Below are 22,074 nucleotides of genomic sequence, written 5' to 3'. Positions count from 1 at the left end.
CCATGCGCTTCCGCCACCCGGACGGCTCGACGGTCCACCTCGCCTACTGCACCAACGTCCACCCCGCCGAAACCCTGGACGGCGTCCGCGCCCAGCTCCGGGACCACTGCGAACCCGTCCGCCGCCGGCTCGGCCGGGACCGGCTCGGCATCGGCCTCTGGCTCGCCCGGGACGCGGCCCGCGCCCTGATCAACGACCCCGCCGAACTCCGGGCCCTGCGCGCCGAACTCGACAGCCGCGGCCTGGAAGTGGTCACCCTCAACGGCTTCCCCTACGAAGGATTCGGCGCCGACGAGGTCAAGTACCGGGTCTACCGGCCGGACTGGACCGAACCGGACCGCCTGGCCCACACCACCGACCTCGCCCGCCTCCTGGCCGCCCTCCTCCCGGACGACGTCACCGAAGGCACCATCTCCACCCTGCCGCTCGCCTGGCGCACCCCCTACGACGGCGACCCCGAGGCGGCCCGCACCGCACGCGCCGCCCTCACCACACTCGCCCAGCGCCTCGACGCCCTGGCCGAGATGACCGGCAAGTCCATCCGCGTCGGCCTGGAACCGGAACCGGGCTGCACGGTCGAGACGACCGCCGACGCCATCGCCCCGCTCACCGACGTGGCCCACGACCGGATCGGGATCTGCGTCGACACCTGCCACCTCGCCACCTCCTTCGAGGACCCCGGCACCGCACTCGACGCCCTGGCCGCCGCCGGCATCCGCGTCGTCAAGTCCCAGCTCTCCGCCGCCCTGCACGCCGACCACCCCCACCTGCCCGAGGTCCGCACCGCGCTCGCCGCGTTCGCCGAACCCCGCTTCCTGCACCAGACCCGCACCCGCACGGCTGCCGGACTGCGCGGCACCGACGACCTGGACGAAGCCGTCACCGGCCGGGCGCTCCCCGACTCCACCCCCTGGCGCGCCCACTTCCACGTACCGCTCCACGCACCCCCGGCGCCCCCGCTGACCTCGACGCTGCCCGTGCTCCGCGACACGCTCGCCCGGCTCGTCGGCGGACGCGTGCCCCTGACCCCGCACCTGGAGGTGGAGACGTACACCTGGCAGGCGCTGCCCGCCGAACTGCGCCCCCGCACCCGCACCCAGCTCGCCGACGGTATCGCCGCCGAACTCACCCTCGCCCGCGACCTCCTGGTCGACCTCGGCCTCAAGGAACTGCCATGAGCGCTCCCGAACCCGGCACGGAAACCGCACAGGAGAACGGCGGCCCCACCCCCCTCCTGGTCCTCGACGTCGTCGGCCTCACCCCGCAGCTCCTGGCCCACATGCCGAACCTCCGGGCCATGGGGGAGCAGGGCGCGAGAGCGCCGCTCTCCACCGTCCTGCCGGCCGTCACCTGCGCCGCCCAGTCGACCTTCCTCACCGGCACGACGCCCGCAGAACACGGCATCGTCGCCAACGGCTGGTACTTCCGCGAGCTCGGCGACGTCCTGCTCTGGCGCCAGCACAACGGGCTCGTCGAGGGCGACAAACTGTGGGACGCGGCCCGCCGCGCCCACCCCGGCTACACCGTCGCCAACATCTGCTGGTGGTACGCCATGGGCGCCGACACCGACTGGACGGTCACCCCGCGCCCCGTCTACTACGCCGACGGCCGCAAGGAACCCGACTGCTACACCCGGCCCCCCGCCCTGCACGACGAACTCACCGACAAGCTCGGCACGTTCCCCCTCTTCCACTTCTGGGGCCCCGGCGCCGACCTCGTCTCCTCCCAGTGGATCATCGACGCCACCCGCCACATCATCGCCACCCGCACCCCCGACCTCGCCCTCTGCTACCTGCCCCACCTCGACTACGACCTCCAGCGCCACGGCCCCGACGACCCCCGCTCCCACCGGGCCGCCACCGACCTCGACCGGGCCATCGCCCCGCTCCTGGCCGACGCCCGCGCCGAGGGACGTACCGTCGTCGCCCTCTCCGAATACGGCATCACCCGCGTCGACCGCCCCGTCGACATCAACCGCGCCCTGCGCCGGGCGGGCCTCCTGGAGGTCCACACCCAGGACGGCATGGAATACCTGGACCCGATGACCTCCCGGGCCTTCGCCGTCGCCGACCACCAGCTGGCCCACGTCTACGTACGCCGCCCCGAGGACCTGGAAGCGACCCGGGCGGCCCTCGCGGACCTGCCCGGCATCGAGCAACTCCTCGACGACCAGGGCAAGAAGGCGCACCACCTGGACCACCCCCGCTCCGGCGAACTGGTCGCCGTCGCGGAGAAGGACGCCTGGTTCACGTACTACTACTGGCTCGACGACGCCCGCGCCCCCGACTTCGCCCAGCTCGTCGAGATCCACCGCAAACCCGGCTACGACCCCGTCGAGCTCTTCATGGACCCCCAGGACCCCTACGTCCGGGTCAAGGCCGTCTCGGCGGTCGCCCGCAAGAAGCTCGGCATGCGCTACCGCATGGCGGTCGTCCCCCTGGACCCCTCACCTATTCGCGGCAGCCACGGCCGCCTCCCCGAGAGCGACGACGAAGGTCCGCTCATCCTCTGCTCCACCCCCCACACTCTCACCGACCGGGTCAGGGCCACCGAAGTGAAGTCCCTGCTCCTCCAGCTTGCCGGACTGCACTGACATTCCCCGTCACGCGCCCGGCACCGCACCACTCACCCCGTCAGGTCAGCAAGGGAGACACCCGAACATGAGCCGCACCTCCAAGGACACCGAACTCGCCCGCAGACTGAGCCGCCGCAACATCCTCGGTGTCGCCGCCGGAGCCACCGCCGCCACCATCATCGGCACGGCGAGTGCCCAGGCCGACAGCCGCGACCGAGGCCAGGGACACGGCAACGGCCACGACCACGGGCACGGCCATGACCACGGCCACGGCCACGGCAAGGGCAAGCCCGTCCTGCCGCCCGGCCGCCTCGGCATCCAGCTCTACAGCCTCCGCGACCAGATCTCCACGCTGGGCTTCGCGCCGGTCTTCGCCGAACTGGAGAAGTACGGCTACGACGAGATCGAACTCGCGGGCTACACCCAGGGCTCGGCCGGTCCTATCACCCTGGCCCAGCTCAAGCGGCTGGCCCGGGACCATGGCCTCAACCCGATCGGCAGCCACGTCGGCTATCACGACGACAACAACCCCGGCGCGTACACCTTCGCCCAGAACCTGGAGAAGGTCCTCGACGACGCCCAGGCGCTCGGCCTCAAGCACATCGGCACGGCCTCGGGCCCGTTCCGCTACGGCTCCACGGTCGACGGCTGGAAGCGGGCGGCCGAGGACTTCAACACCTACGGGGCGGCCGCCCGCAAGCGCGGCATGAAGTTTTACCAGCACAACCACGCCGAGGAGTTCTCCTTCGCGACCGACAAGCCGAACGTGCGCCTCTACGACGTCCTGCTCGCCGAGACCGACCCGGACCTCGTCTACCTGGAGCTGGACATCTACTGGGCCTACTGCGCGCAGTTCCGCTTCAGCAAGCGCGTGGACGGCAGCCCGGCCCCGCTCGACCCGCTGAAGTACGTCCTGAAGCACCCGGACCGCTACCCGCTCTTCCATGTCAAGGACGGCGTCCGCGACGAGACGACCCGCGACGGCTACCGCATGTCGGACGTGGGCGACGGAGACATCGACTACAAGACCTTCCTGTCCAAGGTCACCGGGCGCACCCACCGCGGCCGGATCTACCACCACTGGCAGGCGGAGCACGACAACCCGGTCGCGTCGCTCGCGTTCGCCCGCAAGTCGAGCGAGCACCTGCACTCGCTCCGCGAGGGCCGCTGCGCCGACTGACGCGTGAAGCGCGGACCGCCGGAGCCTCTCCGGCGGTCCGCTCGCACCGCTCACCACGGTCCGGCGCTACCCGATGCCCTGCCGGTCGGGCAGCAGGGCGAACTCCCGGTCGGCGGCCACCGCCACCGTGCGCTCCACGGTCTGGACGAGCAGCGCACGATGCCTGACCAGCGGCTTCTTCCGTTCCTCGGGGGCGAGCAGCAGCAGGTCGTCCAGCCCCGCCATGAGCCGGCGCGTCACCTGGGGACTGCCGGCGACACACCACCGGATCTCCTCGAACGCGAGGTCGACCAGGTCGTCCCACTCCGGACCGTCCTGCACCAGTCGTACCCGCCCGTCCCGGTCCCGGTGGTGGACGGCGCCGAGCGGCAGGTGCGCCACGGCCGCGAGGAACTGCACGATCCGGTCCAGGCACTGCACGGCGGTGGTCGGATCGTTCACGGACGTCGACAGGGCCCGCAGCGCGATGTCCGCGAGCTGACGCAGCCCGAACGCCAGATCCTGGTGCAGGGTCCGCTCCACCGCGACGGAGACCGCGTACCGCAGCCGTCGCGGCGGCGGCACGGACCCGCCGTGGACGGCGAGCACCGGCGTCCCCGGCACCACGAAGTCCCCGACGCGGGGAATGAGCCGCAGCACGACGTCCTGCCGCCGCGCGGCCCGGACCAGCCGCGCCGTGTTCACGTCCCGCAGCACCCCGGCCCGCCCCTCGTGCAGCACCCGCGCGGTCTCCGGCCCCGGCTCGTCATCGCCCCGCGGCCCCCTCGGCATCCGGCCCAGCACCCGGAACGAGTCGCGCGCGATCCTGTCCACGACCGGCCCCACCTGCATCAGCCGCAGCGTCGCGCTCACGTAGACGACGAAGAGCAGCAGGCTCAGCCCGAGCATCACCAGGACGAGCAGGCTCTGCACCAACGGGACCGAGACCACCCGGCGCGGATCGCTCTCGCTCTCGTACGAGGAGAGCACCAGCAGTGAGAAGAGGAACGTCGCCAGGAACACCGTCAGCGTGAGCTTGCTGATCCGGCTCCTGACGAAGATCCGCACCACCCGGGGCGTCAGCTGGCCGCTCGCCATCTGCACCGCCACCAGCGAGATGCTGAACACGACGCCGATGAAGGTCATCATCGCCGAGCTGATCGTGGTGACGATCGTCTTCGCGTCCTGGGAGAACGCCATCAGCTCGCCCAGCTCCTCGTACGCCTCCTCCCGCTGGAGCAGCGTGACGATCGCGTCGTCCAGTTCGGTGGCGATCAACCACAGCACGGACACGCAGACGAACCCCATGATCGGGGCGGACCAGAACGTGTCGCGCAGATGCTCGCGCAGAGGGGACAGCGGGCGGGGCCGGCGGTAGCCGCGATCACTCATGGACGCGAAGGTAGCCCCGGGACCTCCGAGGACCGGGGAGGCCGGGCTCCCACCGGCACGCGCACCGCACTGACCACCGGATATGCGGGTGAAGGGCGCGCCGAACCCCTGGTATTGTTTTCCATGTCGCCGCGGGGAACACACTGCGAACGACAGACACCTTGTCCGGGTGGCGGAATGGCAGACGCGCTAGCTTGAGGTGCTAGTGCCCTTTATCGGGCGTGGGGGTTCAAGTCCCCCCTCGGACACCAGGGTCAACCGACCAAATAGAGCCGGTCAAAGCGACACTTTGTCGCTTTGACCGGCTTTGTTGTGGTGGATGTGATGTGATCCGGCCCTCTGGGGGTTCACCGAGAACGAGTCCGGGTGCCCGCGGTTCGCTTCCGCCGTCGCTGTGCGCCGGAACGTCCGGGCTCGTCCTCAGCGGGGCTCGTAAGCCTTCGGCAGATGCATGCCGCGGTCGGTCATGATCCGGCGGACCCGGTTCGGGTAGTCGGAGATGATGCCGTCGACGCCCATGTCCATGAGCGCTGCGATGGTGTCCGGGTCGTTGCAGGTCCACGGAACGACCTTCAAGCCCCGCGCGTGAGCCTTGGCGATCATGGCCTTGTCGGGGTAGAAGCGGAAACCGGGGTCGCCGATCTTCCCGTTCTGCGGGAAGCCGTAGTTGGGTGACAGTGCCTTGACGCCCTCGATGGAAGCAGCCGCGTCCACGAAGTCGCCGCCGAAGTCGTCGACGTCGATGCCACCGAGCCACGGGGAGGCACCGGGCTTGCCCACCTGGAGGAAGTCGTAGTTGGTCAGGGCCACCAGCGGCCAGCGGGGAGCGAGCCGGTGCATCGCCCGCAGGGAACCCCAGTCGAAGGACTGGATCGTCACCTGCTTCGCCATCCCCGAGCGCTTGATCTCCTCGAACACGCGGCGGACGAACAGCTCGCGCGGTGCGGTTTCCTCAGGCGCACCGGCCTCGATCTTGGTCTCCACGTTGAGGGTGACCTTGTGGGCCTTGTAGCGCTTGACGAGGTGCAGGACGTCCCTGAGCTCGACCATCCGGAAGTCCTTGACGGCCTCCTGGTCCGGGTGTCCGGGGAGTTGCTGGAATCCGCAGTCCAGGGTCTTGACCTGCCGCAGCGTGAGGTCCTTGATGAGCTTGCCGACATAGGGGTACAGGGCGTCGCCCGGCGTGACCGGTGCGGTGTCACGGCACTTCTGGGCGCTCACCTTGCGGTCGTGGGTGACGACGACCTTGGAGTCCTTGGTGACCTGGGTATCCAGTTCCAGGGTGCTGACACCGAGGTGCAGCGCCTTGCCGAAGCCCTCCAGGGACCCCTCCGTCGTCATACCGAGCCCACCCCGGTGCGCCTGAAGGTCGAAGTGCTTCTTCTGGTGCGACGCCTTCTCGGGACTGTCGGCCGTTGCCGCGCGGGCGGTGACCGGAGCGGCGAGCAACGGCACCAGCACCAGGCTCAGCAGAACACGACGCAGGGACATCAGGAGCCTCTATTCAGTCGTTCTACACTTCCGCCCGAGAATGTAGGCGAGGGAGCGAACGCGACAGCCATCCGACTCCGACCCAGACGTGAACAGTGGCCTGCCAACCCAAGTCGGTACGACCGGCGCCGCGGTCAGAGGCGTCGAGGACATGAACAGGCTTGTTGAGCGGACGGGAGCCAGTGCATCCGGTGCCCGACCAGGTTCTGGGTGCGGGTGCGGGCGGGACGCTGGTTCATCACGGGTGGAGGCGGACGGGCAGTCTGGCCAGTTTCCAGGAGTTGGGGGTCGCTTCACGGGCCAGTTCGTTCGGGGTGACGGCCAGAGCGAGACCGGGGAAGCGGTCCCACAGCGCGGTCCAGGCGACTTGAGCCTCCAGGAGGGCGAGGTGGTCGCCGATGCAGCGGTGGGGGCCGTGGCCGAAGCCGACGTGCGGCGAGCTGTGCCGGGTGATGTCGAGGCGGTCGGGATCGAGGTGGGCGCGGGGGTCGCGGTCGGCGGCGGCCAGGACCGGCAGGACCGCCTCGCCTCGACGGATCGGGCATTGCCTCAGGCGGAGGTCTTCGGTTGCGTAGCGGGGCAGGGCGCGGGGGCCGGGGCCGCTCCAGCGCATGAGTTCGTTGGCGGCGGCGGGTGCCAGGGTGGCGTCGGCGCGCAGCAGGGCGAGCTGGCCGGGGTGGGTGAGCAGGGCGGCGATGCCGTTGGCGATGAGGCTGGCGGTGGTGATGTGTCCGGCGAAGACGATGTTGAGGATCAGCGCGACGTTCTCGGTGGGGGTGAGAGGGTCGTCGTGGGGGGCGAGCAGGGCGGAGACGAGGTCGTCGCCGGGGCAGGCACGGTGGTGGTCGACGAGCTTGTGCGCGGAGGTGATCAGGGCGTGCAGGGCATCGCCCAGGGCGGTGCCGGTGGTTCCGTCGGTGATCACGCCGCCCCAGGCGGACCAGTTCGGGCGCTCGGATTCGGGGACGCCGACGAGCTCGCAGATGACGGTGAGCGGCAGGGGGTGGGCGAGGTGGGGGATCAGGTCGACGACGCCTTCCGGGCCGGTGTGGGCGGGGAGGGCGTCGAGGAGGGCGTGGGTGACGTCTTCGATGTGGGGACGCAGTCGGTTGACGCGGCCCGCGGTGAAGGCCCGGACGACCCTGCGGCGCAGGCGATGATGTTCGGGCCCGTCGGTACCGAACAGGGAGGTGCGCAGGTACTTCGCGTCCTCGGGGCGAGCACCGCGGGCGCACCACAGCTGCTCGATGCGGTGGCCTGGTTCGGCGCCGGGCACGCGGGCGGGATCGGCGACGAAGCGGGGATCGGACAGCACCCGGCGCACATCGGCGTAACGGGTCGCCACCCACATCGGCTCCACCCCGGGCATCACACCGCGGACCAGCGGCGCCCGTTCGCGCACCGGGGAGAACGCGCGGACCGGATCGCGCATCAGTTGCGGATCAAGCAGGTCGATCGTCTCGGCCGCGAAACGCGTGCCGGCATCGGCGTCACGCGCGGGTGCGGCGGCTCTGGCGGCCTTGCCCTGCCCGGGAGCTGTGGTCGGTTCGGTGTTGGTCTCTTCCGTCATGGACACACTTTTCCTCGAATATCGCGTCGAGCGTCCCGCGGCCTGCATACAGGCTGTCCCTTGACTCAGTGCCGTACTGGCGATCACTCCTCGCTGGTGCGGCACCCGCCCCCTGACGACTCCGATGGCCCTGTTCCGAAGCAGTTGCTGTGCGGGCAGCAGGGCGACCGCGTCGACGGCTAGGCGGTCTGCTCGATCGCCTCGTCGGTCAGGCCGCCTGGGGTTCGGGTGGCCACATCCCCCCAAGCGGGTGTCGGTCGGCAAGGGCGAACAGCTTCACTGTGCCCGCCTGGCGGACGCGACAACAAGAGAGCTTCGGCCGGGTTACTCCGATCGTGTACATGGCGGACGCCAAACCTCCCGCTCACCGCGGCCGCGGGCCGAAAGCGCCGCCGCAGGCCCGTTCGCCTGCGGCGAGTTCGTGATCGCACCGTGAAGTAACCCCCCGGTCCGCGGCAGGCGGATATGGCTCTTCGACTGAAGGCCGGGGCGCAGGCCGGGGCGCCTGCCGTCCGTGGATCGAGGTCCGGACGGCTTCATCGGGTCTCAGTTCGGCGGAACCGCCCCGTGATCGAGGAGGTTCTCCGCCGTGAACCCCAGCAGCCTGCGCGCCGCCGAGGTGTCGACGGGCGCCGCTCGGCCCGGCAGCGGGCTCCGCAGCACGGTGGTGGGATGGTAGCGGCGCAGCAGCTCCTCGGTCGGGTAGGGCACGATGATCTCGGGGGCGCAGAGGTGGACCGCGTGCGCCGCGCGGCCGGGTACGTCCAGGGCCAGCAGCGCGGCCCTCGCCGCGTCACGGACCTCCAGATACGTCCACAGATCCCGCGCCCTCGCCGCCGGGTCGGCCGTGAGCCGGGCGGCGTGCGCGCGCAGCCGTTCCTCGAAGCCGCCCACGTACGGATAGCGCAGGCACACCACGCTCATCCCGTGCCGCCGCGCCATCATCCGCGCGGTCAGCTCGTCGACCTGTTTGGAGAGGCCGTACGCGTCGGCGACCTGGGAGGTCATCGCCTCGTCGACCGGTGCGTACGGCGGATGCGGATCGTCGGCGTCCGTCCAGGGCAGGCCGGTGACGCCCCAGGAGCTCGCCACCGCCGCATGCCGGATCCCGGCCCGTCCGGCCTCCTCCAGGACGGTGAAGGTGGCGAGGCTGTTGCCCGCGAAGACCTCGTACGCGGTGTTGCGCTCGGGGGTCGGGATCGCCGCCAGGTGGATGACCGCGTCGGCGCCCTCCAGCGCCGCCCGCACGGTCGTCGCGTCCGTCGCGTCACCGGTCACGACGAGGCGGGCCGCGAGATCACCGGGATCGTCGAGCACCAGGGCGTTCGCCTCGATCCCGCGCTCGGCGAGCAGCGCGAGGACCGCGCGCCCGATCCGCCCGGCGGCCCCGCTGACCAGCGCTCTTGCGACCATGCGGACACTCTCCTGAGTCGGTGCTTCCACTGCCTGAGCCGGTGCTTCTACGGGTGGGCGCGCACGGCGACGATATGCGCTGCCGCCGCCCCGTTGGTGGCTTCGACGACGACCCGGATCGCCGCCGTGGTGACGGGCCCGGCCGGCGTGTGCGCCTCACGACGCCGACGGTTCCCCGCCGCACGGGCGATGACACGCCAGGCGCCGTCGGGCTCCCGCGCCTCGACGCGGTAGTCGCGAAGGAGGGTGGGGAGCGTGTCGAAGGGCGTGCGGTGGTGGTGCAGGTTGATCAGGTCCTCGTTGACATCGTCGTCGGCGATGACCTCGATCCGGCCCAGGGTGACCGGTTCGGGCCAGGCCAGCTCCAGCCAGGGGGCCGGGTCGTCCGCCAGTGGCGCGGAGACCCACATGTGCGGTCCGGCGTACGGGCGGGCGTAGCCGTCGACGGCCTTGGCGGGGGAGTAGGCCGCGGTCTCTCCCGTACGGACGCAGAAGGTGCGGCGCAGCAGCCCGCTGTCCGTCCACTCCCGCAGCGGCTGCGGCGATTCGTCCGTCGGGCGCAGCGGGACGCGCGTGAAGCACAGGACGCCGGGGGTCGGGCGGTCGGAGCGGTGCAGGGCGACGGCGTCGTTGGCGCGGACGACCAGGAAGGCGTTGCGCGGGGTCCCGGGGGACCAGCCCAGGCGGGTCTTGAGCCAGTGCCGGGCGCCGGCGGGGACGGGCACGGTGGTGGAGGCGACGAGCCGGCGCGGGACGTAGTTCTGGCCGAGTTCCGGGTCGTACAGATCGATCACGAGCTCGGTGTCGCGGTCGGCGTCGACGAGCAGTTCCACCCCCGAGAGACCCGGGTCCGCGGGGAGGACGAGTCCGGCGTCCGCCGCGAGCGGCCAGGGCCCGTCGGAGTCCTCGACCGCCAGGCCGCGCAGGGTGGACGAAGCCGTGGCCGTCGCCCGCAGCGCCAGGTCCGCCGGGTCGGTCGAGGCGAGCCCGATGACCGAGGCGTCCTGGCGCAGCAGCGCCCGGTGCAGCTCGGGTACGGGCAGTGCGCGCGGGGTGACGTCCCCGGTGGCGCAGAGGGCCGCCGCCGTGCCGGCCGCCTGGCCGATCGTGGCGCAGGTCGCCATGACGCGGGTCGAGCCGAAGGCCACGTGGCTGGCGGAGATGTTGCGCCCGGCGAACAGCAGGTTCTCGGTGTTCACCTAGTAGAGGCTGCGGTAAGGAATGTGGTAAATGCCGTCCGCGTAGAGCTGTTTGGCGCCCGCCTCGGTGGCGTACACGCCCTGCGCCGGATGCAGGTCGATCGACCAGCCGCCGAAGGCGACCCGGTCGGCGAACTCGGTCTGGCCGAGGATGTCGCCCTGGTGCAGGACGTAGTCGCCGAGGAAGCGCCGGTACTCCCGCTTGCCGGGGATCGAGCCCACCCACTCCAGCGTCATGTTCGCCGCGTCGAACTCCCCGGAGTTCTTGATGTGGTCCCAGATGCCGTAAATCACCGACCACAGCTCGTCGCGGATGCGTTCGTTGTCGTGAACGGTGTCGAGTTCGCCGCCGAACTCGATCCACCAGTACGCGCAACCGTTGTCGCCCGCCTTGATGATGCGGCGCTGCGGGATCGAGGTTTGGGTGATGTCCTTGGCGAAGTCCGGCGGCACGAACTTGACCGGGTGACCGGCGTCCTTCGTATAGAAGAGGAGGGTGGAGCCCAGGGTGATGTCGTCGGCCGTCTCCGGAGCCCATGCCTCGTCGTACTCGGAGCGCGACTCCCGGCCGATGCGGTGGTGGGCGCCCGCCAGGTGGCCGATGAGACCGTCGCCCGTGCAATCGAGGAAGAGGGCGCTCTCGAAACGTATGCGCCGCTCCGATCCCATCATCCAGCCGGTGACCGCGGTGATCCGCCGCGCCTCGTCCGGGCCCTCGGCGTCGACCTCGCGGACGTCGGTGTTGAGGTAGAGCGTGATGCCGGGCTCGGCGCGTACGGCGTCCAGGACCACGGCGTCCCAGCAGTAGGGGTTCCCGTCCGGGTTGCGGAACTGGTTCTCCATGAGCAGCTCGCCCATGATGCCGCCCTGCTCCTTCTCCAGCTCGCCCCCGAAGGCGTACGACAGCATCGTCAGCTGCCAGCCGCCCTAGTTGTCCTTGGACTCGTGGACGAGGCCCGTCGTGCCGGTGCTGTCGCTGATCCTCTTCGCGGCGGCGCGGACCGCCACCCACGATTCACCCGTCGCCGACACATATCGCTCCATTGCGTTTGTCCTCCGTGCCGCGACGGGAAAGCGGACACCGGGGCCGCGCCGTCTGCCGGACCGGCTGGAAGGCCCGTTTGGCGAAGCCTGCGGGCCCGATCGGAGGTGCGCCCCGAGTTGACCGCTGCTGGGCAGGGGTGAGGCCGCCTGGAGGGCTGGGCCGGAGCGCCCGGGGCCAATCCAATGGTTCCGGGCGGAGGGACAGACGGCCTGCCGCTGAGCGTTGCCCAGCGGTTCGGCTCCGCCATCCCTCCCAGGCGTCTGTCCAAGCCCGAGGGCCAAGCGATTCCTGATCTACCGGGCCCCTGACATTCAGCCGATGGGCCGCCGAAGGAGGGGTCGCTAAACGCTTGCCAAGACCAGCTATGCACTCTGTGAAGTCCTCGACCCACCCCCAGGAAAGTAACTCTCAGTAACTTTCCTGGGTGGATTGGGTGGATATGGTCGTCCTTCGCTGTTCCTCTTCCGTTCACTCAGGGGAACAGCGCAAGCTGCTCGTCTTCCGGCGCCTGGCTGAGGCCGGGCTCCTCTGCGCACTCCGGGTCCACATCAGCCGGTTCGGTGTCCGTGGTTTCCGCGAGCACGCCCAGCGCCGCCACCACACGTTTCCCCTCTCCGCTGCTCTTGGCTCCGACGTCGGCCGTCTCGACCAGGGAAGAGCTCTCGGCCTCGCTCTCAGCGACCGTCGGCAGTACGTAGTGCTGCGCGAGGCCGGCCAGATGCAGCGGGAGAGGCAGTGAGAGCGCGTCCAGGTAGTCGGGGGCTTGGCGGAGCTGGTGCACCGCCAGGGCGAGGGCTTCGGGTGAGTCGCCGTCGTCCGGGTGGCAGCCCAGGACCGCGATCTCCACCATGCCGGGGTTCCAGGCGGGGATATGCGTGTCGATCGTCGGTTTGCCCTTGTTCGGTCCCTGTCGCAGGGGGCGGGGAGCGATCTTGTCGGCCTCGACGGCGGAGTCCCGGAAGGTGCTTGCCTTGGGTGTGGTGCTGTAGAAGACCCGGCCTGAGGACCGGACCGCGTCCTCGTCCTCCACCCACAGCCCCTGGGGCAGGCCGTTGACCTCGCCGGGAGCGGCGTTGCCCCACCACTGGGGAGTCTCCCGGCCCGCCGCGGTACGCACGCGGATCACGCGCAGGTCCTGATCGAGCCCCACCGGTTGCCCGTGTCCCGGCTTGATCAGGTCCTGTTCGGTCCGGCCGTCCTGGAGCCAGGGCCAGTGCAGCCGGCTGTTCTGGGAATGGGTCAGCAGGACGGTCGGCCGGCCCCTGAGGGAGCGGATCATCTTCTGGAGATAGCGGGCCGTGGCCTTGCGCTGCTCGTCCATGTTCTGGTGCCAGACGCGGTACTTCGAGCGCTGCCGGGGGAGGGCGACGGGTTCGGTCCCCGTGATCATGCAGTCTTCGACGGACTCGGTCACCTCCGGAATCTCGGCGGTCTTGACCAGACCGAGCAGGAACCGGGGGTAGGGGATCCACTTTGCCGTCTGCTCGTCCCAGCCCGTGACGGCTGCCAGGCCACTGCCGGGAGCGAGCGGCGTGACCATGACGGACACCGGCGTATGACGGGGCAGGCCTGTGGGACCGTCCTTGCGTCGTTTGACCATGTACGTGGCGACGTACCGCAGGTTCTCGGGAAGAGCGTCGCCGAGTGTGTGTTCGGGCAGCACGCGGACACCGAACTGGCGCAGAGCGTCCTCCCAACCCGAACGGACCCGGTGGGCGAGGTTCTTCTCGGAGTTGTGGCCTTTGGCTTTCTTGGGGACGAGAGCGAACTGTGTGAGCACCCCCGCGTCCGCGCAGCCGAGGCGCAGCGCGTACTTGGGGTCGTCCAGGCGGTGGGCGAAGTCCTGTCGGCGGTCGATCTCCACGAGCGCGAAGCCGGGGCGGAGCGCGTCGGCTCCGTCGTCGGTGAGGAACGCTTCTACCGCCTTCCGTCGTCCGCTGATCCCTGCTTCGAGGGCCTTGCCCTTCGGCCGGGCCCCGGGATCGATACCCAGGGTTTCGGTGACGCCCCCGGTGGTGCGGAGGCAGCGGAGACGGAAAACGAGCTCCGGAGACTTCCATTCGACGACGACCGGGCTCCCGGGCGTGGCCAGTTCGTACAGTTCCTCGGCGGTGGCGGGGTCCGGTCGGCTGCCGTCTCCCTCAAGTCCGAGGACGGCGATGAGGGCATCGATGGCCGCCTCCCGGAAGGAAGGGGACTGCCACAGCAGTCGGGCCTCGACGAGTATGGTGTTCCCCGCGACCGCGTCAGCAGGGTCCTGCCCTTCATTGATCCGGGCGGATACCGCGAGCGCCGTCCGACGGGCAAGGGCCTCACGTTCCGCTTCGAGTGCCTTCTCCGACGCCTTGGGCTTGGGCCGGACATTGGCGGGGGCGGTGCTTCCGGCGCTCGCCCGGCTGAGGGAGGGAACCCGGCGCATTGACTCGGGCAGCGCCTGCTCGGCCCACTCGACGATCTGCGAGCGCTGGTGCGACATGAGTCCCGTGCCGATGCCGTGCGCACCCATGTGGGTGCTGTGAACGACCGAGGCGCGGGTGCCAGGTCCGTCGCCGATCCACTCCTCGGGTGCGGTGAGAAGGGTGTCCGGGTCGGGGAAGGGCCGGGCCAGAGCCAGTCTGCCGAGGATCTGGGCGGGGCCGTAGTTCTTCCAGGCATGGCTTCGGGTATGGCGGTTCCAGTTCAGACGCGCCACCGCGTACCGGTCGCTGGTGGGCGTGCCGGGAAGCCAGGGGATGCCGGGCAGCAGGCAGACGGAGGTGTCGCGGCCGTACGGCAGCCGCAGGCGCTGCTGCTTCGCGTCGAGGCGGGTTGCCCAGCGACGTACCCCGGTGTGGAGGTGGAGACGTGGCCTGGGGTCGAAGGGGACGGTGTGCAGCGAGATGTTGATCACGATGGAGAACCACCACTCGCGTCCCTTGACCGGATGCGAGAGGGGCTGTGAGAGCAGCTCCGCCCCCTGCTGGCGTGGGCCGCGCGGGACGGCGCGGAAGCGCAGGCTGCCGGCGCTGTGTTCGAAGGGGCCGAGCGTAAGGATGCGTCGGGCCAGTGCATCGGTCGCGAGTTGGTACTGGCGGTCGAGCGGGGTGGCGGTCCCGCCGTCGCTCGTGGGGCAGCCGAGCAGGTCGACAGTGACGTCCTGCCACTGCGGCGGGCATGCGCGCAGTGCCCTGTGGGTATCCAGAACGGCACGGTGGTGTTCGGGTCCGGGGCGGAGATCCTGGAGCCAGGGGCCGGTGAGCCGGTCCAGGGTGTCGCCGGGCAGGGGGTGGGGGAGGTCGTACGGGGCGTAGAGCCAGAAGTCCTCGGCCTGCTGGAGCGCGTCGCGGGGGCGTCCCCGTACGACGAGATCCGGGGCGAGGCTCTGCAGGACCCCGTTGAAGCCGGCGACGGGAGCGGTGCGATACGGCTCGCTCTCGGGACCGCGGCCGATGTTGCAGAGATCCAGGATGCTCGCGTGCCACTGCTCGGGAGCCGGTAGCGCCCGGTAGCGGGCGGTCCAGGGGGCGGCGTCAGGCTTGAGCAGGTAGGCGGCCCGGCTGGTGTCACGGTACTTGGCGGCCATGGGCGTTCACGCTCTCCTTCTGTTGATCGAGAATCAGTTTTCGGCGCTCAGCCCGCACAGGGCGTCGTAGAGCGGGTGGTAGAGCGTGCGTACCAGGGCGGGGTCGGCGGGGTCGGCGAACGATCCGGGGGCGGCCAGGTCGTCGAAATAGGGGGCGAGGACGTCACGGAGCTTGATGAGCAGACCGTCGTCGTTGCGGCGGCGACCGCTTCTGGTTGCTGCGGCGGGCGGGGCCCCGGACTCGGCGAGCGCCGGGGCGAAAGCCGCGTCGACGAACACCACGCGCGCGGGTACTCCGCCTCGTACGAGACGGCCGATGACCTGCCAGATGGTGACGAGCTGGTCCCAGGCGAACGAGGTCTTCTCCGCGTCGCTGAGCCGGGAGTAGATGTAGCGCCGGGACAGAAGCCGGCGCCATTCCTTGCGGGCCGCGAGTCGGAAGGCGAGTCCGGCGGCGTCCAGATCCGTCGCGTCGGCCACCAGTTCGCCGAAGGTGCCCGCTTCGGGGCCAGGCTGGTCGCGGACGAACCGGGTGACCCAGTCGTTGACAGCGAAGACGGCCAGCGAGAGATCATCGGGGCGCGGGTGGGGCCGGGCGAGGAAGAGCACGGTCCCGAAGGCGGCCTTGTGGCTCTGGTTGAGGATGTTGTGTCCCCGCTCGATGGCCATCAGCGGGGCGACCAGGACTTCGGCGTCCTCGTCCTTGGCGAAGGCCGCCAGGTCACCGCGGCGTACGGCAGAAGCGCTGGTGACATCGGCCGTGGCCGTGTCACCGGGACCGGTGTGGTCCAGCTCCGCCTTGTCGGAGGCCAGGACACGGACTTTGCCGCGCCAACGTGGCATGCGTTCCAGGAGGTCGGCAGCGATTCTGGCGTCGTGGTAGCTGCCGACCAGGAGGAGTGCCCGGCGTCGTTCGCCATCCTCGATCTTTCGCAGTTCCCGGTCGAGGAGCGATGTGGAGCCGGGTGACGACTTCCCGAGCTGGGTGACCAACTGGGCCAGGACCCGTCCACGCGTGTCGAGGCTGGCTCCGGACAGGGTGAGTGGTGCTCCTTCGCCGTCGTAGAGGAACAGGGTACTGAAGCGGGTCTGCCGGATGGAGTCGACGGCGGCGCGGTGGGGTTTGAGGATCGCTCCGACCGGTGCCATGACGTGTGCGCGGGTCGATGTCCCGGCCCAGCTGGTGCCTGACATGAGCAGCACGTGTGGCCCGGGCCGCCCTGCGGCGGGGTCGGCTCCGAGCGCGGGGAGGTTGAGCAGGAGCTCCCGGCCTACGCCGGCGCACCGGAAGAAGCGGAGGGTGCCGCTGCGGTGATCATTGCCGTCCGGTCCTCGTTCCGGGTCCTCGGGCAGGTACTGGAATCCGAGGACGTTGCCCATGGGGGCTTCGGGCACGACCGGTGCGTAGTCCAGGGGAGGCCGGCGGGACAGTTCGTTGTCGGCGGTGTCCAGGTGGAGAGCCGCCTCGGCCTGCGGCCACAGGAAGGTGACGCGTTCGAGGCGCTGGTGCAGCGCGGCAAGCACCAGAGTGAACTCAAGACGCCGTGCCTCCCGTTCCAGCCAGGACTCGCTCCCCCAGGTGTCCACAGGGTCCCGGTCGGGCTGTCCCGGGGCGGGGTCTTCTTGACGCAGTGAGCCGTCGAGGAGGGGAGAACCGGCGAGCAGGGTGTCGAGTACGGAGCGGACACGCTGCCTGGTGGTCGTCTGGTCGAGGTTGTGCAGGAGGTCCCCAGCCCTGTGGACCAGGGTGTCGGTGAGAGCGCTGTGCGGGCCGCGATCACCGAGAGGGTCGTCGCGGAAGGCGTCGAGGACCTCGATCACCTCGTTTCGGCGGAGGTCCCACGGCTCCGTCCCCGCGGTACGCGGGAGGGAGGCGACACCGGCGGACTCCTCCTCTGCCTCATACACCTCGGAGTCGGAGGAGACACCGTCGGGAAGGGTGCCGTCGGCGCGCAGCCGGGGGTACCACTCGTTGACGAGCTTCTCCTGGAGGGTCCAGGCACTGAAGTACTCGATGTCTGCCCACGTAAGGATGTCGTCCTCGGTGATCAGCCTGCGGTAGAGGCGATTGGCCGCGATGTGGACGACGTCCAGGGAGGCCGACCAGCGTTCGACGTCGCGCGCCGAGAGGGGAAGGCGACCCTGCCGGGCCAGTTCGTCGATCTTGTGAATGCCGAGTCGGTCGAGCCAGGATTCCGGGCCGCGCACGATCAGTGTGGCGGACGGAGCGAAGGCGGTGTCGAGCTGCATCTGTACGCGGTCGGCCTCGTCGACGATGACGATATCGCTGCGCAGGCAGGCCAGTTCGAGGTGCCGTAGTCGCTCGGCGTTGAGGTGCTTGGGTACGGCGCTCTGCAGGAGGCTCGCTGGGTTGGCCACCCAGATCAGCGCGTCGACCAGATCGCGGTCGGTGGCGTGCCGTGGGCAGGCGCTCCACACCGGGCAGCCGTGGTCGTACCGGGCGGCCACCGTTTCCTCTCCTCGTGTTCCGCCGTCCACCCGCCCCGAGGCCGCGTCGTGCCGGTACACGGGCATCGCGATGTCGCCGACGGTCGTCGCGCCGGCCTTCTTCACAAGGTGCAGCTCCGTACACGGGGCGTCGACGTAACGAAGGGGCTCGGCGGCTTCCAGTCCGCGCTGGGCGTCGAGGACACACACCGTGCTCAGCAGGTCGAAGGCCGGATCATCGTGCTGCAGCAGGGAGCTCTGGCCGCGAGCGGCCAGCCGTCGGTGCAGCCGCGAGGCGTGTTGCTCGCGGGTGGTGGTGCCGATGACTGGCGCCGCCTTCAACCCGAGGTCCTGGAACATGCCGACCAGGTTGAGCTGCTCGGCGACGTCTCCGACGACCAGAGTGGTACGCAGCCCCTGACGCGCGCCCCAGGCGGCGACGAGGTTCATCAGGGTGCTCTTCCCCGCCCCCACCATGCCGACGAGGTGGAGCAGCCCTTCCAGGCGCAGCCCGGTTGCCCCCTCGAAACGCACCCCGTCGGCGGACAGGACATCGAGCTGTAGATCGGCCAGGCGCTGAACCCAGTTTCCGGACGGAACCCCTTGGGCGGCCTCGGCCTCCTCCATCCAGCGAGCGGTATCCGCTAGTTCGGCCAGCGGGATGTCCATGGGGCGGCCGGCTGTGCCCGGCACGAGGTTCAGGTCGTGGCCGGTCGCCGCCGGAAAGCACAGCTGCTCGGGGATGGTCACGGAGGCCGGAACGTGCCGCTCGCTGAACCGTGCCTGGCCTGCCGGGGCGAGCACCAGCTGACGCCGGTCGAAGTCCGGGAGGCGGGACAGCGCACGCTCGAACCTGGCGAAACGGTCGCCCGCGACCGTGGGCTCCACCCGCCGCACCGGGCCACCTCCGTCGGGCAACCGATATCCCCGGAGCCGTTCGGGCAGCTGGACGTACGCCTCCAGGCACTGGTGCCACATGCGGCGGCGACGCAGCTTCCACAACAGGTGGCGGGCCACGTCGAGCCTGGCGCGCTGCGCCGACGAGGCCGCGAGGCCCGCGGCCACGGCGAAGGGGTAGCCGCCCAGCAGCGTGTAGACCCCGCGGGCGTCACGGGACGGATCGAGGCTCTCCATCAGATAGAGGCCGAGTTCCACCTGACAGAGCAGGGAGGGTTTCACGTCCTGGTTCTCCTGGGGCCAGACCGGCTCCAGGGCTTTGACCAGTGGCAGGTACCACTCGCTGCTGTCACGCACGGGCTGATCCGTTCTGCGGTGTGGATGGCGTCTTCGGTGCGGATTCCGTCAGGTGAGGGCCCCCCGCCCCGTCGAGTCGGTCGGCGGCGAGTGCGACGAGCTGGTCGTCGGTGAACAGGGGCAGGCCCCCGGCAGCAGCGGGGCGATTGCGCCGGTACGTGCCGAGGTAGTCGCGGTGGGCTCCGGTCTGTTCCCGGGGGATCACCCAGCACGACTCGTCGTAGGGCGGCTCCGGGCGCACAGGATGGGCGGATCGGCCGAGCAGTCCGGGGTGCTTCCAGTCCTTGACGTCGACGGCCCAGACGTGTTCGTCCGGGAACGTGATGCGCAGGTCGTAGGCGTCGAAGCCGGGCCAGAGCTGGACCTGGAGCCCGAGGGCGCTCAGCCGGGCCTCCAGTTCAACCTCGGCACGGCCCGGGCTGGTGACGAACTGTCTCAGCGGCCGCACCAGTTGCAGCAATCCGGCCGCGTCCGATCCCTCCAGGGTCCGCCCGTGCGGGGGCGAGCCCCGACGGCGGCACCGGTCACGCTCGCACCACCAGGCGCCTCCGGCGACGGGAGTCAGCAGGGTCAGGCAGCGTCCGCAGGTCACGTAGGCTCCCTCGCGTTCGTAGGAGGCCGGGACCGCCGCGTAGCACTGGTCGAGAAGTTCTTGTACGGGGGCGAGGAACAGGTCGGTGTCGGTCTCGAACCGTTCCACCCCGGTGAGCACCGGACGCTCGACCAGGAGTCTGCGGAATGCCACGTAGGACTCGGGCGACGACGCCTTGCGGCACAGACGCATCGCGGTGTGGACGACTTCCCGGTCGAACTGCGCGGCACCGCCGTCCTTTCCCCTGATCCACCACTCGTGGCACAGCTGGGAGGGGACCAGCGCCTCGGGGTCCACCAGGTAGTCGTCCGGTCCGAAGGCGTCCGGCGGCAGGTCGAGGGGCCAGTCCTCCAGGGGGCGGCTGTGGCACCAGAAGAGCAGCTCCGGGAGGCTGCGAGGGATTTCCTCGACGCCCCTGAGTAGGCAGGCGAGGACGGTCCGGTCCAGGGCCCGCTGCGCCTCGGCCGGGTAGGGCAGGGCGAAGGCGGAAAGGGGCCCGAGATCGGCGAGCTGGATCACTGCGCCGGCCAGCGTACGGACGAGGCCGACGTCGGGGAAGCCGAGCCAGTCTCCGCGCGGGCCGTTGAGAGCGTGCGGGGCAGTGTTCATCAGAACTCCCTCTCCGCTTCCGCCGTGTTGCGCGTCCTGTTCTCCGTCGTGACGAGATGTTCGTTGCCCGGCCGGCACCATTCGAGGGCTTCGCAGCTGTTGCAGTGCCGACCCGGTGCGGCCGGGTAGTTCCGGTCGCCGATCCAGGGGCGGGCGAGTTCCGCGATGACCTCCCGCGCTTCGTCGACGGCCCTCGGGCGTGAGGGGTCCAGCTCCTCGAAGGTCACGTCGTCGGTGTGCAGCAGTTCGAGCTCCACCCGGGAGCGCTTCGCGTCTCCGCCCAGGACCCCGGCGGCCAGCATCAGCACGCCGAGAGCGAGTTGCGGATAGCGTTTCATCAACGACTCGCCCTCGTAGAGGTACCTGCTCGCCGTCTTCGTCTCCCGCCAGACCCATCCTCCGTTGCGGGTGTGGAGCAGATCGGGCGTGGCGATCAGAACGAGATCGAGCCCGGGGTCGTAGCAGGCCACTTGGTACTGGACGCGCACTTCTTCCGCCGCGTCCAGCCCGTCCAGCGGACAGTAGAAGCCGTGCTGTTCGAGCATGGCCGCGCCGTCGCGTGCTTCCTTGCCGCTCAGCTGCAATGCGCCCGAGCCCCAGGACGCAGGGTCCGCCGGCCCGGGAAATTTTGCACAGCTCCGGTAGGGCGTGCCGCCGTGCCGGAGGTTCAGGACGTCGTCCACCACGCGGCCGCGCCGCACCTCCGGGCTCTCGGGCTTCGCGGAACGCAGTTTGAGCTGCCGGGTCGCATGGAATTTTGCCGGGCAGTCCCGGTAAGCGCGCAGGTCAGTGACCGAGAGACTGCGCCGGGGTCGCCGGGGCTCCGGCGGCGCGATCGTCAGCAGATCCGGAGTACGCGCGATCGCGTCGCAACTCGCCAGTGTCTTGCAGTCGACGCAGCTGCTTCCGGGGCGGGTCCCGGTGCCGTCGATGGCCTCGCTCAGCGCGGGCCATCCGTCCGCCGTGAAGTGCTGTCTGACCTCCTGCTGGTTCCAGTCGAGCAGTTCCTTGTACGCCCCGTCTCCGCAGCCGAATTCGATGACTCGGACCCGCCCCGGAAAAGCGGTGCGGTGCGGTTCCAGCCGTTCGGCCGGAACGACGGCGTACCGCTTCTTCCATCCTCCGCTCACCGGTCGCCCCCGGGCCGCGACGTATGCGGCCACGGCCGCTTCCGCTTCAGGGCGGCCGTCCTTCGCCGCACCGAAGCTCAGCAGCCACAACTCCCTGGTGGACCCGTCGAGAGCGGCGAAGCGGCGCCCCCAGGCCGTCGTCTCGTAGGTGTCCGCTCCTCGCGCATCGACCGGTCGGGGGCCCGCGCGGAGGGCCCAGGCGTCGCGGACCGGAACGGTGAGGGGGAGCCCGGCGGCCCGACGCGCGCGTTGGTCCGACAAACGCGCCGTCACGAAGCGCCGGACCGCCGCGGCCGACCAGGACAGCAGCAGCGGGTGTGCTTCCCGTCGCCGGTAGAGCCCGAAAGTTCCGTTTGTGCGCCGGAGTTCCTCGATGACCTCCTCCGGGTCCCTGCAATCATGTTCAATCAGGTCGAGCGCGTCCATGAAGACCTTGAGCGTGAAGTCCTGCAATGTTTCGGCGTGTTCGGCCGGGGCGGGGTACGCCGTGAGCATCGGGCGGGCGTCACTGCTCCGCTTCGACGGACAGTCCCGGGGGTCGAGCCGGGCGGTGCCGAGGTTCGTGCGTACCAGCTTGATGTCCCCACTGGTCCCGGCGGGGCGTGGCCAGCTGCTCATGGTCTCCTCCAAGCGGT

General features: G+C 70.2%; 11 protein-coding genes, 1 tRNA gene and 1 pseudogene. 4 read left to right on the top strand and 9 right to left on the bottom strand.

Annotation, left to right across the window (positions count from 1 at the left end; genetic code table 11):
* Positions 1–2: 2 nt before the first annotated feature.
* From eboE to AB0F29_RS02870, 3 genes are all read left to right on the top strand, one after another.
* Positions 3–1,178, top strand: a complete 1,176-nt coding sequence (gene eboE, locus AB0F29_RS02880; RefSeq protein ID WP_361866972.1) for a metabolite traffic protein EboE — start codon at positions 3–5, stop codon at positions 1,176–1,178.
* On the top strand, positions 1,175–2,593 hold the full coding sequence (locus tag AB0F29_RS02875; RefSeq protein WP_361866970.1) for a nucleotide pyrophosphatase/phosphodiesterase family protein: 1,419 nt from the start codon (positions 1,175–1,177) through the stop codon (positions 2,591–2,593). The genes eboE and AB0F29_RS02875 overlap by 4 nt, the downstream gene beginning before the upstream one ends.
* A 67-nt stretch (positions 2,594–2,660) precedes the next feature.
* On the top strand, positions 2,661–3,755 hold the full coding sequence (locus AB0F29_RS02870; protein WP_361866969.1) for a sugar phosphate isomerase/epimerase: 1,095 nt from the start codon (positions 2,661–2,663) through the stop codon (positions 3,753–3,755).
* Positions 3,756–3,821: 66 nt separating this feature from the next.
* On the opposite strand, the gene AB0F29_RS02865 is transcribed toward AB0F29_RS02870, so the two are convergent.
* Positions 3,822–5,126: a DUF2254 domain-containing protein gene (locus AB0F29_RS02865; protein ID WP_361866968.1), complete on the bottom strand. Its 1,305-nt coding sequence runs from the start codon at positions 5,124–5,126 to the stop codon at positions 3,822–3,824.
* A gap of 163 nt (positions 5,127–5,289) precedes the next feature.
* On the opposite strand from AB0F29_RS02865, the gene AB0F29_RS02860 reads away from it, so the two are divergent.
* Positions 5,290–5,377 (top strand) — tRNA-Leu (locus tag AB0F29_RS02860).
* A gap of 169 nt (positions 5,378–5,546) precedes the next feature.
* Here the strand turns inward: AB0F29_RS02860 and AB0F29_RS02855 are convergent.
* The 8 genes and pseudogenes from AB0F29_RS02855 to AB0F29_RS02820 all read right to left on the bottom strand — a co-directional run bounded on the left by AB0F29_RS02855 (position 5,547) and on the right by AB0F29_RS02820 (position 22,057).
* On the bottom strand, positions 5,547–6,617 hold the full coding sequence (locus AB0F29_RS02855; protein ID WP_361866966.1) for a glycerophosphodiester phosphodiesterase family protein: 1,071 nt from the start codon (positions 6,615–6,617) through the stop codon (positions 5,547–5,549).
* 238 nt (positions 6,618–6,855) lie between these two features.
* On the bottom strand, positions 6,856–8,187 hold the full coding sequence (locus tag AB0F29_RS02850) for a cytochrome P450 (RefSeq protein WP_361866965.1): 1,332 nt from the start codon (positions 8,185–8,187) through the stop codon (positions 6,856–6,858).
* A 546-nt stretch (positions 8,188–8,733) separates the two neighbouring features.
* A complete protein-coding gene (locus AB0F29_RS02845) occupies positions 8,734–9,600 on the bottom strand; it encodes an NAD(P)-dependent oxidoreductase (protein ID WP_361866964.1) in 867 nt (288 codons plus the stop codon).
* A gap of 47 nt (positions 9,601–9,647) precedes the next feature.
* Positions 9,648–11,642: pseudogene (locus AB0F29_RS02840) on the bottom strand (FAD-dependent oxidoreductase).
* A gap of 674 nt (positions 11,643–12,316) precedes the next feature.
* On the bottom strand, positions 12,317–15,406 hold the full coding sequence (locus AB0F29_RS02835; RefSeq protein ID WP_361866963.1) for a DUF3962 domain-containing protein: 3,090 nt from the start codon (positions 15,404–15,406) through the stop codon (positions 12,317–12,319).
* A gap of 33 nt (positions 15,407–15,439) precedes the next feature.
* Positions 15,440–19,108: a hypothetical protein gene (locus AB0F29_RS02830; RefSeq protein WP_361866961.1), complete on the bottom strand. Its 3,669-nt coding sequence runs from the start codon at positions 19,106–19,108 to the stop codon at positions 15,440–15,442.
* Positions 19,101–20,309, bottom strand: a complete 1,209-nt coding sequence (locus tag AB0F29_RS02825; protein WP_361866959.1) for a hypothetical protein — start codon at positions 20,307–20,309, stop codon at positions 19,101–19,103. The genes AB0F29_RS02830 and AB0F29_RS02825 overlap by 8 nt, the downstream gene beginning before the upstream one ends.
* Positions 20,309–22,057 carry a PD-(D/E)XK nuclease family protein gene (locus AB0F29_RS02820; protein ID WP_361866958.1) on the bottom strand — a complete coding sequence of 583 codons (1,749 nt, stop codon included), beginning with the start codon at positions 22,055–22,057 and terminating at the stop codon, positions 20,309–20,311. Before AB0F29_RS02820 ends, AB0F29_RS02825 begins: the two co-directional genes overlap by 1 nt.
* Between the last annotated feature and the right edge of the window lie 17 nt (positions 22,058–22,074).

Source organism: Streptomyces sp. NPDC026589, assembly GCF_040638385.1.
Classification (GTDB): Bacteria; Actinomycetota; Actinomycetes; order Streptomycetales; family Streptomycetaceae; genus Streptomyces.
This window is presented reverse-complemented; position numbering and strand designations above follow the sequence as displayed.

Bases quoted from the DNA above. Each gene is read 5' to 3' on its own strand.
- eboE (WP_361866972.1), top strand. From the start codon at position 3: ATGCGCTTCCGCCACCCGGACGGCTCGACGGTCCACCTCGCCTACTGC.
- AB0F29_RS02875 (WP_361866970.1), top strand. From the start codon at position 1,175: ATGAGCGCTCCCGAACCCGGCACGGAAACCGCACAGGAGAACGGCGGC.
- AB0F29_RS02870 (WP_361866969.1), top strand. From the start codon at position 2,661: ATGAGCCGCACCTCCAAGGACACCGAACTCGCCCGCAGACTGAGCCGC.
- AB0F29_RS02865 (WP_361866968.1), bottom strand. From the start codon at position 5,126: ATGAGTGATCGCGGCTACCGCCGGCCCCGCCCGCTGTCCCCTCTGCGC.
- AB0F29_RS02855 (WP_361866966.1), bottom strand. From the start codon at position 6,617: ATGTCCCTGCGTCGTGTTCTGCTGAGCCTGGTGCTGGTGCCGTTGCTC.
- AB0F29_RS02850 (WP_361866965.1), bottom strand. From the start codon at position 8,187: ATGACGGAAGAGACCAACACCGAACCGACCACAGCTCCCGGGCAGGGC.
- AB0F29_RS02845 (WP_361866964.1), bottom strand. From the start codon at position 9,600: ATGGTCGCAAGAGCGCTGGTCAGCGGGGCCGCCGGGCGGATCGGGCGC.
- AB0F29_RS02835 (WP_361866963.1), bottom strand. From the start codon at position 15,406: ATGGCCGCCAAGTACCGTGACACCAGCCGGGCCGCCTACCTGCTCAAG.
- AB0F29_RS02825 (WP_361866959.1), bottom strand. From the start codon at position 20,309: ATGAACACTGCCCCGCACGCTCTCAACGGCCCGCGCGGAGACTGGCTC.
- AB0F29_RS02820 (WP_361866958.1), bottom strand. From the start codon at position 22,057: ATGAGCAGCTGGCCACGCCCCGCCGGGACCAGTGGGGACATCAAGCTG.